Annotated in this window: 18 protein-coding genes; 11 read left to right on the top strand and 7 right to left on the bottom strand. The window is 52.6% G+C overall.

The window, feature by feature from the left end:
• Nucleotides 1-678 carry a PspA/IM30 family protein gene (locus tag A3849_RS23010; protein WP_074113484.1) on the bottom strand — a complete coding sequence of 226 codons (678 nt, stop codon included), beginning with the start codon at nucleotides 676-678 and terminating at the stop codon, nucleotides 1-3.
• 46 nt (nucleotides 679-724) lie between these two features.
• Complete coding sequence (locus A3849_RS23005) at nucleotides 725-1,027, bottom strand: hypothetical protein (protein ID WP_074113483.1); 303 nt, start codon at nucleotides 1,025-1,027, stop codon at nucleotides 725-727.
• Between the two features lie 284 nt (nucleotides 1,028-1,311).
• Between A3849_RS23005 and A3849_RS23000 the strand changes: the two genes are divergently transcribed.
• The 5 genes from A3849_RS23000 to A3849_RS22980 all read left to right on the top strand — a co-directional run bounded on the left by A3849_RS23000 (nucleotide 1,312) and on the right by A3849_RS22980 (nucleotide 8,824).
• A complete protein-coding gene (locus tag A3849_RS23000; RefSeq protein WP_074113482.1) occupies nucleotides 1,312-1,998 on the top strand; it encodes a response regulator transcription factor in 687 nt (228 codons plus the stop codon).
• Nucleotides 1,995-3,029: a sensor histidine kinase gene (locus A3849_RS22995; protein ID WP_074113481.1), complete on the top strand. Its 1,035-nt coding sequence runs from the start codon at nucleotides 1,995-1,997 to the stop codon at nucleotides 3,027-3,029. Before A3849_RS23000 ends, A3849_RS22995 begins: the two co-directional genes overlap by 4 nt.
• Before the next feature lie 93 nt (nucleotides 3,030-3,122).
• Nucleotides 3,123-3,824: an ABC transporter ATP-binding protein gene (locus A3849_RS22990; protein WP_074113480.1), complete on the top strand. Its 702-nt coding sequence runs from the start codon at nucleotides 3,123-3,125 to the stop codon at nucleotides 3,822-3,824.
• On the top strand, nucleotides 3,821-6,349 hold the full coding sequence (locus tag A3849_RS22985; protein WP_074113479.1) for an FtsX-like permease family protein: 2,529 nt from the start codon (nucleotides 3,821-3,823) through the stop codon (nucleotides 6,347-6,349). Before A3849_RS22990 ends, A3849_RS22985 begins: the two co-directional genes overlap by 4 nt.
• 282 nt (nucleotides 6,350-6,631) lie before the next feature.
• Nucleotides 6,632-8,824 carry an alpha-galactosidase gene (locus A3849_RS22980; protein ID WP_074113478.1) on the top strand — a complete coding sequence of 731 codons (2,193 nt, stop codon included), beginning with the start codon at nucleotides 6,632-6,634 and terminating at the stop codon, nucleotides 8,822-8,824.
• Nucleotides 8,825-8,972: 148 nt separating this feature from the next.
• Here A3849_RS22980 and A3849_RS22975 read toward each other — a convergent pair whose 3' ends face one another.
• From A3849_RS22975 to A3849_RS22960, 4 genes are all read right to left on the bottom strand, one after another.
• Nucleotides 8,973-9,491 (bottom strand): helix-turn-helix domain-containing protein, encoded by a 519-nt coding sequence (locus A3849_RS22975; RefSeq protein ID WP_143191885.1) that lies wholly within the window; start codon nucleotides 9,489-9,491, stop codon nucleotides 8,973-8,975.
• A gap of 37 nt (nucleotides 9,492-9,528) precedes the next feature.
• Nucleotides 9,529-10,500 carry an EamA family transporter gene (locus A3849_RS22970; protein ID WP_256700889.1) on the bottom strand — a complete coding sequence of 324 codons (972 nt, stop codon included), beginning with the start codon at nucleotides 10,498-10,500 and terminating at the stop codon, nucleotides 9,529-9,531.
• Between the two features lie 52 nt (nucleotides 10,501-10,552).
• Nucleotides 10,553-11,005 (bottom strand): Lrp/AsnC family transcriptional regulator, encoded by a 453-nt coding sequence (locus A3849_RS22965; protein WP_074113476.1) that lies wholly within the window; start codon nucleotides 11,003-11,005, stop codon nucleotides 10,553-10,555.
• Between the two features lie 297 nt (nucleotides 11,006-11,302).
• Nucleotides 11,303-11,863, bottom strand: a complete 561-nt coding sequence (locus A3849_RS22960; protein WP_074113475.1) for a GbsR/MarR family transcriptional regulator — start codon at nucleotides 11,861-11,863, stop codon at nucleotides 11,303-11,305.
• A gap of 221 nt (nucleotides 11,864-12,084) precedes the next feature.
• On the opposite strand from A3849_RS22960, the gene A3849_RS22955 reads away from it, so the two are divergent.
• The 6 genes from A3849_RS22955 to A3849_RS22930 all read left to right on the top strand — a co-directional run bounded on the left by A3849_RS22955 (nucleotide 12,085) and on the right by A3849_RS22930 (nucleotide 17,393).
• Nucleotides 12,085-12,966: a carbohydrate ABC transporter permease gene (locus A3849_RS22955; RefSeq protein WP_074113511.1), complete on the top strand. Its 882-nt coding sequence runs from the start codon at nucleotides 12,085-12,087 to the stop codon at nucleotides 12,964-12,966.
• Nucleotides 12,967-13,003: 37 nt separating this feature from the next.
• Nucleotides 13,004-13,840, top strand: a complete 837-nt coding sequence (locus A3849_RS22950; protein ID WP_083613635.1) for a carbohydrate ABC transporter permease — start codon at nucleotides 13,004-13,006, stop codon at nucleotides 13,838-13,840.
• Between the two features lie 34 nt (nucleotides 13,841-13,874).
• Entirely contained in the window at nucleotides 13,875-15,221 is a 1,347-nt protein-coding gene (locus A3849_RS22945; RefSeq protein WP_074113473.1) for an ABC transporter substrate-binding protein, read from the top strand.
• Nucleotides 15,222-15,275: 54 nt separating this feature from the next.
• A complete protein-coding gene (locus tag A3849_RS22940) occupies nucleotides 15,276-16,100 on the top strand; it encodes an HAD family hydrolase (protein WP_074113472.1) in 825 nt (274 codons plus the stop codon).
• Entirely contained in the window at nucleotides 16,097-16,438 is a 342-nt protein-coding gene (locus A3849_RS22935) for a DMT family transporter (protein ID WP_074113471.1), read from the top strand. Before A3849_RS22940 ends, A3849_RS22935 begins: the two co-directional genes overlap by 4 nt.
• A 91-nt stretch (nucleotides 16,439-16,529) precedes the next feature.
• Nucleotides 16,530-17,393, top strand: coding sequence for a metallophosphoesterase family protein (locus tag A3849_RS22930; RefSeq protein ID WP_074113470.1), 864 nt, complete (start codon nucleotides 16,530-16,532; stop codon nucleotides 17,391-17,393).
• Nucleotides 17,394-17,573: 180 nt separating this feature from the next.
• Here the strand turns inward: A3849_RS22930 and A3849_RS22925 are convergent.
• The coding region (locus A3849_RS22925; RefSeq protein ID WP_178382585.1) for a transposase at nucleotides 17,574-17,864 on the bottom strand (291 nt) is incomplete at its 5' end.

The raw sequence follows: 17,864 nt of genomic DNA, 5'->3' as shown, positions 1-17,864 counted from the left end.
CTACTCCTTTCCATCATTGTTCAGTTTCTCCTTCAGGCGGGCCATCTCTCTTTCGAGTACAGTCGCCACGGTTTCTCCTGCCTGAATGGCGTATTCCTGGCCCATGCGGCGCAGATCGCGCAGACTCTTCGCTTCCAGCTCCCAATCGCTCATCCGGTCTTCCAGCCGACCGAACATTTTGGGAACATCGCTGCCATTGCCATAGGCCGTGGCTCTTTGGTTCATACGCTGCTGCAAACGCAGCGACTCCATCCGTGCTGCATAATACTGGCGTTTGCTGTATACCGTCTGATACTCCATTTTCAGCTCGTTCAGCTGGCCTTCAAGCTCAAAAAGTGATTGCTGGCTCTGCTCCAGCAGACCGCTGTACTGCTCCAGCTTTTCCTCGTGGATAATCTTTTCCTGAAGCGCCAGCTTAGCCAGGTTATCCTCGCCAGCCTTGAGCGCCAGCAGCGCCTGCTCTTCACGTTTGTTCCTCATGGCCGTCGCCTGGTTTACCTGCTGCTGCAGCTGCTTCGTATGGGCTGCATATTGCTGGTACAGCCTCTCGGCTTCGGCGATTTCCTCACGGGTTGAATGTAGAAATTGATCGATCAGCTTCACCGGATCCTGACTCTGTTCCAGTCGTTCATTCAAGTTAGCTACGGTAATGTCCCTCATGCGGCGAAAAACACTCATGATTCTCGGCTCCCTCCCTGCTTCTTATTAAGTAACCTCGGAAAGCTTAGTATGTTCCGTTTCTTCTACCCTTCAGCACTGATATGCCCCAAACCACCAGCGCGATACCGAGCAGCGGTCCGATGATCCAGGAAAGCTTCGCGATCAGGGACATGACACCGATGAACAGCACCACCCAGCCGATAACTTTGCGTCCGCTTTTAATTCCGTAGTACCCGAGAACAACCAGCAATACCGGGAACAGAAGTCTGAACATTCCATGGATCAGCGGAAGGGCAATCCCCATCAGCATAATCGCTCCAAGTACGATCAGGACAATCGCAAGTCCGTTACCTTGTCTTCTTTGCATTTTTTCTCACCGCCTTTCGTTAACCTTGAACCTTATAGCCTTATTCTAGGGCAAACCGCAGACTTTCAAAACAGACCGTGGACGGTTTTGTGTACTGGACCTTAGTCGGGGAGGCTATGCGACTGCAGGATGCCTGGTTGGTGACAGCGTACTCTCCGGCACAGTCAACTTCGGTTTGCGTAATCCTGCAGCGTTGTACATAATATGGAAGTAAACAGCCTGGAGCTTGAAATTATCCTTATCTGGCTACTGTTTGCAAGCGGCACAGCAAAGGAGCATAACCCATGAAGACACTACTCATCGTTGAAGATGACCGAAGCCTGAACAAAGGGATCGCCTTAACCCTTGCCCAGAATGATTTCGCGATACAGCAAGCCTACGATATTGCCTCAGCGGAGCAAATCGTTTCTTCTATTAAGATAGATCTGATCATTCTGGACATCAACCTCCCTGACGGATGCGGATTAGACTACTGTGAGAAAATCCGTAGAACCTCTCAGGTGCCGATTATCTTTTTGACCGCAAATGACCTGGAGCCGGATATCGTTACTGGATTTGAGCTTGGAGGCGATGACTATATTACCAAGCCTTTCAGCCTGATGATCCTGCGGGCCAGGGTCATGGCCGTTCTCAAACGGGCTTCCTCCCGCGGCGGGGATACATTCATACTCGGCCCCTTGAGCTTTGATTTTGGACGGCTGGAATTCTATAAGAATTCTGAACCCTTAATCCTTAGCAAAACCGAACTGAAGCTGCTGAAAATACTGGTCGCGAACCCCGGCATGATTCTGGGCAGAGAGCAGTTAATCGACAAGATCTGGTCGCAGGAGGCCGAGTTTGTGGATGAGAACGCACTGACGGTAGCTGTCAAAAGGCTGCGCGCCAAGATCGAGGACGAGCCTTCGGCTCCGAAATACATCAAAACCGTCTATGGCCTGGGGTATATGTGGGCGGAAAGACCGAATCTATGACCAGCCGCAATGATGTACGGAGCTCCAAACGGGGGAACCTCATTTTTTCGGCAATCTTAGTGCTTCTGGTATTGGGTTACGCCGGAAGGGTCATGTTTCTGGAAGGGGAGCAGCCGGCACTCACGGAACTGACGGTCCTCTTCGTGTCCTGTATGCTGATCCTGGGAGCCTTATGGAACTGGATGCTGCGGCGGCAGGTTACAGCCTTTATGAATTCAGTAGATAAAATGGTGGACCGGGCGATTCATGGACGGGAAAAGCTAACCCATTTTGACGAGACCAGCCTCTCTTCCCTGGAGCATAAATTGTTGCGCTACATTGAGATTAACCAAGCGAATGAACAGAATCTGGAAACTGAAAAAAACACCATTAAGGAGCTCATCTCGGATATCTCCCATCAGACCAAGACCCCTCTCTCCAATATCCTGCTCTACAGCCAGCTGCTTGCGGAAACGCCTGAACTTGGGGATGATACACGGCTTCTGCTGAACCAGATCGAGTCGCAATCGGAAAAGCTCGAATGGCTGATCACCTCACTGGTCAAATTATCCAGACTGGAAACGGGTATGATAACCCTGCACAGCGAGGTCACCCCTGTTATTGCGACGATTACCAGCGCTGTATCCCACATCTATACCCGTGCGGAAAATAAGGAGATCCGTATCCAGATTGCATGTGATCCGCTGACAACAGCACGCCACGATCATAATTGGACCAGCGAAGCACTGTTCAACCTGCTGGAGAATGCGGTGAAGTACTCTGAAGCAGGCGGCAGTATCCGGATTGCGGCCGAAGGCAATGAAATGTTCACTCGTATTGATATCTCTGATACAGGCATGGGGATTCCGGGGAATGAGCTTGAGCATATCTTCAAACGGTTCTACCGGGGACACAGCGCCAGGGAATACGAAGGCATCGGAATCGGGCTCTATTTAACGCAGAAAATTATAAGCCTCCAGGGAGGTTTTATTACAGCGGCATCCGGGGTCGGCACAGGTACGAAGCTCTCGATCTTCCTCCCCCAGGTCTAATGGTGTCAATCCTGACAGATTTCAGACACTGCCCGGTTAGATTGGTCTGATATCTTAAGGAATAACCTAAGATGATGGAGGAATGACCTACTCATGCCTATTTTGAGAATCGAACATCTGAAGAAATATTATGGAAAAGATCCGCAGACCACTGTAAAAGCGCTGGATGATGTGTCATTGTCCGTGGAGAAAGGTGAGTTTCTGGCGATTGTCGGCACCAGCGGGAGCGGGAAAAGCACGCTGCTGCATATGCTGGGCGGCCTCGACCGGGCTACGGCAGGCAAGGTTTTTGTGGACGGGAACGATATTTTTGCGATGAGCGACGAGAAATTGACGATTTTTAGACGCCGGTCGGTCGGATTCGTCTTTCAGAGCTACAACCTGGTACCGATCCTGAATGTACTCGAAAATATTTTACTTCCTATAGAACTCGACGGCGGCAGCATCGATCAGACCTATCTGGACGAAGTGATCCGGGCTTTGGGCCTGCAGGAGAAAATCCACAATCTGCCCTCCAATCTTTCCGGCGGCCAGCAGCAGCGGGTGGCTATTGCCAGAGCTCTGGCTACCAAGCCTTCGATCATACTGGCGGACGAGCCTACAGGCAATCTCGACAGCAAAACCAGCCAGGAGGTGCTGATTCTGCTGAAGCAGATGAGTGAAAAATTCAATCAGACCATTGTCATGATTACCCATAACGAATCTATCGCCCAGACCGCAGACCGCATTATCCGCATTGAAGACGGACGTATCGTTTCAGGCCATACTGCCTCCAGCGGAGCAGGTTTGCTATGATCAGCACAAACAACCGTAAAATTGTAACCCGCCTCTCCCTGAAGAGCCTTAAAGCCAGTCCGATGCGCAATCTGGCTGTGATCCTCGCTGTCCTCCTGACGACATTGCTTATCACCTCCATTTTCACCATGGTCCTGAGCATTAACAAATCCATGGAATTGACCCAGATGAAGACCGTTGGCTCTGATTTTCACGGTGGCTTCAAATATCTTACCCCGGCCCAGGTGGAGATCCTGAAGAAGCATCCCTCTATACGGGAATACGGTGTTTCCCTGAATGCAGGGGATCTGGAGGATGGGGTTTTCAAGGATAGCCCGGTTGAGGTTAAGCGGATCGACGAGGCTTACGCCAGGCACGGATTTATTAACTTTATCGAAGGCGGCCTGCCTGCCGCTGAGAATGAAGTTGTACTGAATACCTGGGTGATGGATAAGCTCGGCATCAAGCATGCGCTGGGCCAGCAGGTGACTCTGGATATTAATATCGGGGAGCGCGTGATTCATCAGGATTTTATCGTATCGGGATATTACGGGGCGGACAAAAATTTGTCGATCGCAGGACTGGCATTCGTCTCTGATGCTTGGGTCCAGAAGAATCTGGCCTTTATTGATCCAGTAAAATCAAAGGCAAGCGGTTCCTATGTGAACACCGAAGAGCTGAGCGTTATGTTCAGCAATGCCGTAGATATCGAAAAAAACCTGAACAAAGTGCTCGCGGATACCGGTCTGGATGTGCCGATCGGGATCAATTGGGCTTACACTGCTTCATCACTCTCGGAAAATATCATCAATCTGGTCCCTTATCTGGCGGTCATCCTGATCATCATGCTGAGCGGATATTTGCTGATTTATAATATCTTTTACATATCGGTTGTACGGGATGTCAAGTTTTACGGCCTGCTGAAGGCGATCGGAACTACGCCGCGACAGCTCAAGAGAATCATTACGATCCAGTCCCAAGTGCTGTATCTGATCGGCCTGCCCTTCGGGCTCGCTTCTGGATACGGGATTGGCCGGTTGTTGTCTCCGCTGCTGGGCACCTTTTCAGACGAACCCACCGAAACGGCTTATTCGTCCAGTCCGTGGATCTTTGTCGGGGCTGCCGTATTCGCCTACCTGACGGTATGGATCGCGGCAAGCAAGCCTGGCCGGATGGCCGCGCGGATTGCCCCTGTAGAAGCTGTACGGTTCGCTGGCGTAAACGCCAAGCGCAAGATGCATAAACGTTCGAAACGCGGGGCACAGCTGTACGCCATGGCTTTCGCCAACCTGTTCCGCAACAAAAAGAAGCTGTTCCTCATGCTGACCTCGCTCTCCTTAAGCATGATCTTGTTCAGCATTATTTTTACCGTCATCTCATCGCTGGATGTCAATAAGTACCTCAGCACATTTATTAACGGGGACGCCGTTATCCGCAACAGAGCTATCGTGCAGAGCGCGGGCGAGCGGCCCGGTGATCCCTATAAGCTTTCGGAGCCGTTCATTGACGCATTAGGGAAAATTGACGGAGTTGAACATGTGGACAGTGTCTATTTCAAAGTTGAGAACTATACTATGGATGACACTATACTTAGAGCGCTGAAGCCTTTGGCAGAGACTGCTCCATCAGACCCAGCTCTTGCAGCGGTTCTTAAGAATAACTTCATTCAGCTCAATCTCTACGGCATGGATGCCGGCTGGTATGATCTTGTGCAGAAGGATGTCATTGAAGGCAGCTTTGATCCGCAGAAATTCGCCTCCGGAAACTATGTGCTGGTGACCGAAGCCATCATGGGTGAGGATACTTACAAGTCGTATTACCATCCCGGTGACTTAGTGAAGTATGAGGGTCTGGGCAAAAGCTATGAGGTCATGGCCGTTCTACATAATGATGCTCTTTATGCCGCAACTACCCAATCCTTCACAGCCTGTGGCTATAATGCTTTTTTTCCTTCCTCAGAATTGACCAGGGAGCTGCCTGCGGGAAGCGATCCGCCTATGGCTCTGTCGGCAACGCTCCACATCGACCCGGCCAAGCTCGAAAGTGCTATGCAGACCGCCAAATCTCTTGCAGCATCAAGCGATGAACTGGCCTACAAATCAAGAGAGGATTATCGGCAAGAGCTTGGCGGGTTTATCCGTATTTTCCAGACGGTCGGCTACGGCCTCAGCTTCGTCATTGCCCTGATTGGCGTACTTAATTATATCAACACGGTGATTACCGGAGTCATTGCACGAAAGAATGAATTCGCACTACTGGAGAGCATCGGCATGACCAAGCGGCAACTGAAAAAAGTTCTGTTGTATGAAGGGCTGTTCAATGTCCTATTAACCGTGTCGGTCACCTCGACCTTAGGCGTATTTCTGACTTACCGTATTTCCAAAAACATAACGGATAACATGGCGTTCACTGTCTTCCATATGGGCTGGCTGCCTTTTGTTCTGGTTGTTCCGGTCCTGGCTGCGATTGCGTATACCGTTACCTTATCCTCCTACAGAATGCTGAGCAAGGCTACGGTTGTGGAACGACTGCGGCAAACGGCCTAGCAGGCAGCTTCTTTTGAGTAAACACGGCCTCAGTGCTCTCAAGACGAGGTAGTATTCTTTTATAAACAAACGACATTCGTCCATATGGACTCTGCTTTTCTCCATAGATTTAGGTGCAGAACAGACTTATACTGAGGCTGACTCTCCACTGTCCGCGTGCAGCAATGGCGGCTTATGACGGACAGTGGGCATGCTTACATTATGATCTGTATTATGATCCGTATATCATGCGTCCCTGCATCCGCCACTCTAAATCTGCAGACATCCCAGGAGGTTGTTACCTTGTCCATCATTTACGATGCCGAGCATCAAGTCTTTCATCTGCAAACTGCAAATACCAGCTATGTATTCGGCCTTGTCCGCGGCGCCTATCCCGTGCATCTGCACTGGGGCCGAAAAATCCGTGGCGCTGCCCTATCCGATTTGTACGGTCCCGGAGCCATGGGCTTCAGCAGTACAGTTGATCCCAAGGAGCCAGCTTTCTCACTGGACACGCTCCCCCAGGAATATCCCGGGTATGGCTCGGGGGACTTCCGGGAGCCTGCATATCAGGCAGAGCTGCTGAACGGCACGACTGTAACGGAACTTACCTATGTATCCCATAGCATTCTCAAGGGTAAACCTGCACTGGAGGGGTTGCCAGCCGTATATGCCGAAAACGGCGATGAAGCCGAAACGCTGCAGCTTGTGCTGGAGGATACTGCAGCAGGCGTGCGTGCGGTGCTGTCCTATAGCATACTGAAGGGCTTCGACACCATCATCCGCTCTGCACAGCTCACAAATACCGGCAGCGGACCGCTGAAGCTGAACCGCGCCTTATCGGTAGCGCTCGATTTCCCGCATGACAATTACGAGCTGATCCAGCTGTCCGGGTCCTGGGCCCGCGAACGCCATCTCGTTCGCACTCCTCTGCACAATGGACGGCAAGGCATTGACAGCAAACGCGGCGCCAGCAGTCATCAGCAGAATCCGTTCCTGGCCCTGCTGTCCCCGCAGACTGTGGAGGACAGCGGAGAGGCTTACGGCTTCAGCCTGGTCTACAGCGGCAGCTTCAGCGCGAATGCCGATGTGGATCAATACGGAACTACACGCGTAACGATGGGCATCAACCCGTTCGGTTTCAACTGGCTGCTTGCGCCCGGCGAGAGCTTCCAGTCACCGGAAGCGGTGCTGGTCTATTCCGATCAGGGCATCGGCGGCATGTCCCGGACCTACCATCGGTTGTACCGGACCCGCCTGGCGCGGGGACTGTACCGCGACGAGCCCCGTCCAGTGCTGATTAACAACTGGGAAGCTACTTATTTTGACTTCGATGCCGACAAAATCGAAGATATCGCCCGTGCCGGCAAGGCGCTGGGCATTGAGCTGTTCGTGCTGGATGACGGCTGGTTCGGCCGCCGCAATGACGACACTACATCACTGGGCGACTGGTTCGTGGATACCCATAAGCTTCCGCAGGGTCTGCCCGATCTGGTAGAACGGGTCCGCCGGCTCGGGATGCAGTTCGGCCTCTGGTTCGAGCCGGAGATGGTATCGCCGGACAGCGATCTGTACCGTGCTCACCCGGACTGGTGCCTGCATGTGCAAGACCGCAGACGCAGTCAGGCCCGAAATCAGCTGATCCTGGATCTGTCGCGCCAGGAGGTATGCGATTATATTGTCGATTCGGTCAGCACTGTGCTGGCATCAGCCCCGATCACCTATGTCAAATGGGATATGAACCGGCATATGACCGAGATCGGCTCCGCTTCCCTGCCGCCTGAGCGCCAGGGAGAAACGGCCCACCGCTATATGCTGGGGCTGTACCGGGTAATGGAGGAGATCACCTCCAAATTCCCGCATGTATTGTTCGAGAGCTGCTCCGGCGGCGGTGGCAGATTTGATCCCGGCATTCTTCACTACATGCCGCAGACCTGGACCAGCGATGACACCGATGCCGTGGAACGCCTCAAAATCCAGTACGGTACCAGCATCGTCTACCCTGCAAGCAGCATGGGCTCGCATATCTCGGCCGTACCGAACCATCAGGTGCACCGTAACACCTCGCTTGCGATGCGCGGCGATGTAGCCATGTCCGGCAACTTCGGCTATGAACTGGACCTGACCCGATTCACACCAGAGGAACAGGCGGAAGCAGCTGCCCAGGTGGCCTTTTATAAGGAAATCCGTTCCCTTGTCCAGCAGGGCGACATGTACCGGCTCCTATCGCCGTTTGAAGGCAATGAAACGGCCTGGATGTTCGTAAATGAAGGCCGGACCGAGGCACTGGCGGGCTACTTCCGCGTACTGGCCAGTCCGAACACAAACCGCCCGCGTCTCCGTCTTCAGGGGCTAGACCCTGAGAAGGACTATGTCCTCAAGGAAACCGGAACGGTATATGGCGGCGACCGGCTGATGTATGCCGGACTGCTCCTGCCGGAGCTGCACGGCGACTTCCAGAGTAAGCTGTTCCACTTTGTGGCTGTGGAAGAATAGCAGGTATAGAAAAGTATATTATGGGGTGAAACCCAAGCCAAAACCGGCTATGCCGTCCTTATCGGGACAGCATAGCCGGTTTTGGCTTGGGGCTGTTTGACGATGCGGAGGCGATATCGGGCACCCCCAGCACAGCAGCAGACAACGGTCATTTGGCATATGCCCGGGCGCCCCATTCGCTGAGTATCCCCTCGCTGATAAACGGAGCGAGCGGCGGCAGCACTCCTGCGCCTTCTTTTTCAAAAGCCTGCTTCGCACATTCATCTAGTAATTCCTCACTGAGAAAAGGAGCGAGTGCGAGGAGATCGCTGACAGCCGCACTCTCTTTTACATGCTCAAAAGCCTCACTGATCTGCGCTAATTGAAGTAACGGCGCAATCTCCGAAAGCTCTTCGGCGGATATGGCATTCTGCTGGAAATAATCCTCCGTTGTGTTGTCCAGCACACTCCCGATGAACCGGGTTCCCTTCCCTTTACCCAGAATCTCGTCGATGCCGACATTGAAGATTTCCGCCAGCTCCGGGAGCTTGGAGATATCAGGCCTGCTTGTACCTCTCTCCCAATTGCTGACCGCCTGATAGCTGATCCCCAGCTTATCCGCGAGCCCCATTTGCGTAAGCCCTGCGGCCCCTCTTAATCTAACGATATTCCTGCCTGCCTTTAGCATATCGAACAATGCTACCACCTCTTCGGCTATAATGTCCTCAGTGTATCGACTGCTGCTGATTTTGTATATCAAGCGCTGCTTGAGTTCCTGTCTTTTGCGGCCTGCTGCGGAATAGAGTCACCAAAACTACGGCAGCGATAATGATAACAGCAGCAGCCAACGTGTTCGCGGTAAGCTGTTCACCCACCATAGCCCAGCCCAAGATGACAGCGACTACCGGATTGACAAAGGCGTAGGTGGATGCCAGGGACGCGTCGGCATTCTTTAGCAGCCAGATATAGGCCGTGTAGCCGATAATTGAGCCAAATGCAACCAGATAACCAAAGGCGGCATAAGAACGAAGGGAGATCGTCGAGACTTCCAGCTTGGACCAGTCGCCGGTAACATAGGAAAATGCGATCAGGAGCACGCCCCCTGTCAGCATCTGCGCCGCTGTCGACATCAGCGGGGAATCGGGTATCCGGGCGCTCCGTGAGTACATGGAGCCTGCCGCCCAGCTCAGGGAAGCTATGAGCAAAGTAATGATACCCGTCAGATCAGTAGCGGTGCCCGTATCCCCCTGCCCCGGCTGGAATACCAGCACCGCGATGCCCAGCAGTCCGAGCACAATCCCGGCAATGACGCCGGTGTTCGGACGTTTGCCGCTGCGGCCAAACCACCCGAAAAGCATCATCCAGACAGGAACAGCCGCAATGATCAGTGAAGCAATGGATGAAGAGACTCTTTGCTCCGACCACGCCACTAGTCCATTGCCTCCAAGCAGCAGCAGTGCGCCAACGATTGCCGAAGACCTCCACTCGCGTCCCACCGGACGTTTGACACCGCTTAATCTGGAGATTACATATAGCACAGCTCCAGCTGTAAAGAAACGTATTCCCGCCATCAGAAAGGGTGGCATTGTCTCAATCGCAACCTTCATCCCGACATAAGTGCCTCCCCAAAATAAATAAACAGACAACAACGCAACGCCGATCATATACCCCGAATTCACACCAGGTTTCTGCTTCACACTCCACCATCCTCTCTTCAAAATATGTACAGCAGCTAAACTCCAACGTCTGCTAGACGCCCTTGATTCCGTCCTCATATATAGTAGATAGAATAAAAGTTGTCGAAGTTTCCTTAATGTCGGGGATTCGAAGGATTTCATCAAGCAACAGGGTAAGCTGCTCCGGTGAAGTCACTCTTACTTTCAGCAGCATGCACCACTCTCCCGCCATCCGCTGGCATTCTATAATGCTCACTCCCGGGATTTGAATGCTGATGATTTGGCCGGCCGCTTCCCGAAAGCTTTGACTGACTACCTTCACTGAGATCATGACCTTAATCTTCTGATCCAGCTTGCTCCAATCCACAATTCCCCTGTACCCTTTGATCACACCGCTCTTTTCCAGTTTGCCTACCCTTTGATGCACCGAGGGCCGCGAGATATGCAGCAGCTTGCTGATTTCCTCATGGGACATTCTCCCGCTCTCTTCCAGCAGCTTCAGAATTTTGATATCCAATTCATCCATTAGACCGCCTCCTGGGCAAAATTATAGCATGTTTTGTTCCGGTTATAACTAATCGTTAAAGTTCTGATGTAAATTCAAACGAAACATATCTTGAAGGGATAATTCATTTCCCAATCGTAATAAACACAACTAAAATCCCCCTTGAAAATAACGAATCGTAAGGCTGTTTCGGGGTACGCAAAATCCCCTAAAGCAGGGTACCCTGTTTAGGGGCAAATAACCCTAATAAGCCATCCATGCTGCTGTGACGCACCGTAGAAGATGGCTATATGGGTAACTCAGGTGCCACTGTCCCCCCTATTCCTTGCCGGGAAGCCCGCCGAACACCGTTCCTTCCTCCAGACCATTTACAAACCGCTGCAGCCAGACATAATACTCTACTGCATGACGTAGCTTGTCGAGATCCCGCAGACAGGCCTCCCGCTCTTCTTCAGGAGTGTCCGCTGCATCAATCAGCGCCTGGAGCTCAGGCATCGCTGTCTCCATCGCCTGCTGCATCACATCGATCTCCCGTTGAAGCTTCAGGGTGAAGAAGTTTTTGAAAGCCTGAAAGAAATCTGTCTCGGCGGCATAGAGATCCTTCCGCTCGCGTTTCTCGTCCAGCTTAGTCACCATCCGTGAAGCGATCAGGGAGCGGACGCCGTAGCTCATATTGCTTTTGCTCATATTCATGACCTGCTTCATTTCCTCCAGCGTCATCGGCTTGTCCTCAAAGAACATAATCCCGTAGAGCTGTCCGAAAGAATAATTCGCTCCATACAAATCCATCGTTTGTGCGATCGCATCAATCACCCCGCGCAACAATTGCTCCCGTGGGGATAAATGCGGGTTATCCTCGCCAAATGCGGCCTGTTTCATCTCGCTGCACCTTCACTCTTATTAGAATTGTTCTCTCTACATTACACAAAACTGAAGCTTCACGGCAGGCTTTCTGCAAATTTTACACAATTTCAGAACGATCTTTACTTTCGCTTGACCACAAGCTTCGCTTCTGAGTGTACAATTTTTTTTGAACAGAGGAGCTTTCCTCTGCATTATACCGCAAAACATAAGTGATGGAATGGGGTATTGGAACGAAAATGACACGTTCAAAGGTTATTAACGGGTTGAAGCCCGTACTGTTCACGCTGCCGGCGATGGTACCCTTCGTTCTATTCTGGCTCGCGCCGCTGTTGTATGTGCTGTATCTCAGCTTCACGGAATGGGACTTTATGAGCCCGGAGAAAACCTTCGTCGGACTGCAAAATTACCTTGATCTCTTTAGCAACCCGGCCTTTTACAAAGCGCTGAGAGTTACCGTGCTGTTCTGTGCTGGCAGTGTGTTGCCGATCATCCTCCTGGGGCTTGGTCTTGCGCTGCTGATGAACCGCAAGCTGAAGGGCTCCTCGCTCTATCAAGTGCTGCTGTTCTCCCCATGGGTCACGCCGACTGTTGCTGTATCTATTGTGTGGTCGTGGATCTATGAACCTGAGGTCGGACTTGCCAATACGGTGCTGGATTTCCTCGGACTAGAACGAATAGGCTGGCTGCAGGACCCCAAATGGGCGCTGATCGGCGTGCTGCTTGTAACCATCTGGAAATCGGTAGGCTGGGCAATGATTTTTTATCTGGTGGCGCTAAGAAATGTGCCTTCAGACCTGCTCGAAGCCGGGGAGCTTGATGGCGCAAGCGCGGCGCAAAAGTTCTTCCGCATCACGCTGCCGCTGATCTCCCCAACTACCCTGTTTCTATTCGTGGTGCAGCTGATCCAGGCGCTTCAGGCCTACGATCAGATCAATGTCCTCACCCAGGGCGGCCCTTCCGGCTCCACCCGCACGCTGCTGTATCTGTATTATCAGTCCGCCTTCGAATCCTTCCAGATCGGAGAGGCTTCCTCTGTAGCTGTCGTTCTTGTCGTCATCTGCATGCTGCTGTCCGTATTTTCTTTTGGCATCAGTAAGCGGACTACGCATTATCAATAATCCAAATGTACCCGAAAAGGAGGCCACACCCTTGCGTATGCTCACACGGCTGAGCGGAACGGCCCGCCATCTTTTTTTTGCCGCGCTTGCCTTGCTGATGGCGTTCCCGTTCTACTGGATGGCTACCAGCGCGCTGAAAACAAATGATGAAATCTGGCGCACCCCGCCTACGCTCTGGCCCGAAGTGCCGCTCTGGGGCAATTTTGCCGCAGCATGGAATGAAGCGCCGTTTGCAAGGTACATGGGCAACAGCATCGTTGTCGCCACTTCCATCGTCATTCTGCAGATCATTAATTCCGGTATGATGGCTTACGCGCTGACGCATATGAAATTCCGCTTAAAGGGGCTTTTTGCCGGCATAATTCTGTTCGGATATATGGTGCCGGCTACAGCAGTATACCTGCCCGGCTACCTGGTGCTGTCCGAGCTGCATCTGCTGAATTCGTATGCCGGTCTGATTCTCTCCAATTGTGTAAGTATCTTCTCGATCTTTCTGATTAGACAGGCTTTCCTTCAGGTATCCCATGAGCTGGTGGAGGCTGGTGAAGTGGATGGCGCCTCGCATATGCGGATTCTGTGGACGGTGCTTGTGCCGGTTACGAGATCTTCCTTTGCCGTGCTGGCACTGATTACCTTCATTGAACAATATAACAATTATTTCTGGCCGATGCTGATTACCAAAGACCCTGACCTCCAGTTGGTCTCGGCCGGTCTGCGCAGCTTTTTCGTGGAAGGGGGTGCATACGGATTACAATGGCCGCTAATCATGGCCGCCAGCGCCTTCACCATCGCCCCGCTGCTGCTTGTCTTCCTGCTGGCGCAAAAAACGATTATGCAAAGTGTCAATATGACCGCAGGCGCAAGTAAAGGCTGAAATCTTACATTTCCAAACAAAGAGGAGAATGATGATGAACGTATTAAAAAGGTTGCCTTGGATATCCATGATTGCCGGTTTCTCATTACTCACGGCTTGCAGCGGAAATACTGCTTCAGATAAGGTTACGGAGGCAAGCGGAGCATCCGCAGCCCCTGCCGTAGAAGCCCCTCCAGCCCAAAGCAAACCGGTAACCATTGAATTCTGGTATGGACTCGGCGGCAAGCTCGGTGAAAATATGGAATCGCTCATTCAGAAATTCAACGCCTCGCAGCAGGAGGTCATTGTCAAAGGTATTGTGCAGGCAGACTACACTGAAACCGAGCAGAAGCTCCAGGCGGCTATTGCCACCGGTCAGGTCCCTGCGGCTGTGCTCTCCTCCAATATAGATTGGGCCCGCAAAGGTTACTTCGCACCAATGGATGAGCTGATCGCCCAGGAGCCAGATTTCAATAAAGAGGATTTTGTCCAGACCTTCCTGAACCAGGGCCAGGTTGACGGCAAGCAATATTTCCTCCCCATGTATGGAACGACCCAGATTATGTACTACCGCAAGGATGCCTTCGAGAAAAGCGGCATCGACGCCAGCCAGCTGAAAACCTGGGAAGATCTGGCCGCAGCCGCTGAGAAAATGACCGTCAAAGAAGGCGGTAAAACCACCTTCTTCGGCTGGGAGCCGATGTGGGGCTCGGGCAATATGATCGATGCCGCACTCAGTAAAGGCGGCAGCATCCTTAGCGGAGACGGCACTAAAGTAACCATCGACTCGCCTGAGTGGATCGAAACCTGGGATCTGTTCCGCAAATGGATTCATGAGGACAAGACCATGCGTATTCACTCTGGCGGCCAAGGCTGGGAGTACTGGTACAAGACCATTGACGATGTAATGAAAGGCCAAGCAGCCGGATACATTGGCTCCAGCGGCGACCAGGGCGATCTCGATTTCAGCATCGTCTCGGCCATGGAGCAGCCGGGCTGGGCAGGAACTGGCGAAGGCAAGCCGGTGGCACAGGCGATTATGGCCGGAATCCCCGCCAAGGCCGGAGCTGCCGAAAAACAAGCAGCGATGAAATGGCTGAGCTACTTCACGAACTCCGAGAATACTGCCTTCTGGTCGATTAACACCGGATATATTTCTGTCCGCCAGTCTGCGCTCAAAGATCCGGCATTCATCTCGTTCAGCAAGACCCATCCGCAGATCAAAATTCCATTGATGCAGGCCTCGCACGCCTCCGCTCCCTTCCAGGACCCTACCGGCGGCAAAATCAACGATGCGCTGACCATCGCTGCGGACAAGGTGCAGATTGAGAATATTCCGGCGGCAGAGGCTCTCAAAGAGGCACAGCAAACCGCCCAGGCAGCGCTGGATAAAGTAAAATAAGCGGCAACTATCGTATTCAAAAACATGAATTATTTAATCTAAGGGGGCGGCAGCATGCCTGAGCTCATCACTCCGCAAGGGAATCAATCCATATCGGCGATCCTGTTCGACAAGGATGGCACCCTTCTGCAGTTTGTCTCTCTCTGGGGAAGCTGGGGCGAATGTTTCCTGGGACAGTTCACCCTTCAGTTGCAACAACGCGATCTTGAATTCCCGGCACAGCACCTGCCGTCCCTGCTGGGGACAATTCACGATGCAGAAGGCAAAATTACTGATTATGACCGCAATGGCCCCCTGGCTATGGGAACGATGAGCGACCTGTATGCCATACTGTGCTGGCAAGGCTATCTGCTTGGCTTGTCTTGGGCTGAATCCATGGAACTTGTGGATTACTGCCGCAGGGAAGCAGATGCCATGCTGGAGCGCAGCCGCCCCGTGCTCCCGCTCCCCGGCCTGCTGCGGTTCCTTGATGATTGCGCAGCCAGCGGCCTTCTTCTGGCCGTAGTGACCGCCGATGAAACAGCAGCGGCGGAGAACCACCTCCGCTGGCTCGGTATCCGCGATTATTTCTCCGTTGTGATCGGTACCGATCAGGCCGAACGGGGCAAGCCGTTCCCTGATATGGTGCAGCTCGCCTGCACACGGCTTGGGGTTCAGCCTGCCTCAGCCGCCGTCATAGGCGATACGAATGGAGATATGAGAATGGCCAAGGCAGCAGGCGCGGCCGTAGCCATCGGGATTACCCGCGAGGCGGACGCAGCAGGCGTGGATAGCGATGCAGACATGGATGGCGGTGCAGACGTGGGCGTTATTTTGCCGGATGCCGATATCATAGTGCAGTCCTATGCAGAACTCAGTATTAGAAGGAACGCAAGGTGAGGGCCGAAGGGGCGTGGGCATGGTTTTTTCTCACGATGGCGATTCTGTTCGAGCTCTCCGGAACCATCTCCATGAAGATATCCCATGGCTTCACCCGGCCCTGGCCCTCTGTGCTGATGTTCCTTTTCTACGGGATCAGCTTCACCTCGCTCAATGTGGCGCTCACCTCTATTAAGGTCGGAGTTGCTTATGCGGTGTGGTCAGGTGCAGGAATTATCCTGATTTCCGTGGTGGGGGCGGTGTATTTTGAAGAGCGGCTGACCCTGTCCTCCCTGTTGTGGGTGACCGTTATTGTAGCCGGAATTGTGGGCTTGAACATCAGCACTAAAGGGCACTAGGGAGGCCGCCCGCGATAGAATTGAAGGTATGCCATTCTTAACATCAGAATCAGCTTGCAGCCATACAACATCCAAGGAGGCGCTCTTGTATATGAGTACAAACCTGCCGGGCGGGCAACAGCCACTGCTTACTTTCCAGATCATCACGGATACCCATGTTACTGCCGATCCCTCCCATGAGTACAATCAGAATTTCGGGCGCGCGCTGCAAGATCTGGCGGACCATGCTCAGGGCAGCAGCGGGATTATGCATATCGGGGACATTACAGATCACGGCTTCGGGGAAGAGTACGATGAAGTGCACCGTATCCTGAAGCTGCACCAGGCAGCACTCCCGGAGATCCGCTACACATTGGGGAACCATGACGTCGGCCTCGGCCACTGGGAATCGCGCCTGGCGATGTACACCTCCCGTATGGGAATGCCCGGCCCCTACCACGACCACTGGATCGGCGGTTATCATTTTATTTTCATGGGGACGGAGGAAGGCCTCCCAACGTTCTGCAATCTATCGGACGAACAGCTCCGCTGGCTGGACCGGAAGCTCGGGGAAAAGCTGGATCAGCCTGTTTTTCTCTTCCTGCATCAGCCGCTCAAGGATACTGTGGCCGGGTCTTTGGAGTCTCAGGAATGGTATGGCGTCACACAGGACAAGGAGCTGCGCTCCATCCTGTCCAAATATCCGCAGACCCTGCTCTTTACAGGACATACCCACTGGGAGCTGGAAGTAGACAATACCATGTATCCCGGCAACGGGGAGACGGCTACCATGTTCAATAACGCTTCTGTGGCCTACCTCTGGACGAATGCGGATGAGCACAAGAACGGCAGTCAAGGTTTCTATGTGGAAGTCTACCCTGACAAAGTACTTGTAAAGGGACGGGATTTCACCACGGGCAGCTGGATCGAATCGGCGCAGTATGAGGTTGTTACATCCGGTAAAGTATTAGGCTGACATCTTTGTTGATCTAGGCTTGCTTATTCAGACATCTATGTTCATGTCCTGGAACAGCCTGCTGCATTCTCAAACCGCTATAACAAAAGGGGCTGTCCCAAAAGTAGTTTTCTACGAGTAGAGATAAACCCTTCTCATTTTCAAAACCGTAAAAAGGTCAAAAGAGCAACGATTCTCCCGTCACTGGAGAAATGTTGCTCTTTGTTTTTGGTCATTTGCAGCTTGCTTCAAGAGATTGTGGGCAAGGCAAAGCCAACCGACCTCAAGCGTCACTTTTTCCATGCCGCGAAGCAGAAAGCGCCGGAAGCCCCGGTTATTTTTCAGTTGTCCAAATTCACTTTCCGGTTCCGTCATTCGGCGTACGGCCAGGCCGTAACCTTCCTCACTTCGCAAGATCTCCCGAGCCTGCTTTTGGTAACGCAGTCGTTCCAAACTAACAACCACTTCCCGATCTCCGGCTGCCTTCGTGCA

This window comes from Paenibacillus sp. P46E (genome assembly GCF_001909095.1).
In the GTDB taxonomy this organism is placed as follows: domain Bacteria; phylum Bacillota; class Bacilli; order Paenibacillales; family Paenibacillaceae; genus Paenibacillus_AQ; species Paenibacillus_AQ helianthi.
Note: the sequence above shows the minus strand (reverse complement) of the source record. Positions and strands in the feature narration are given on the sequence as shown.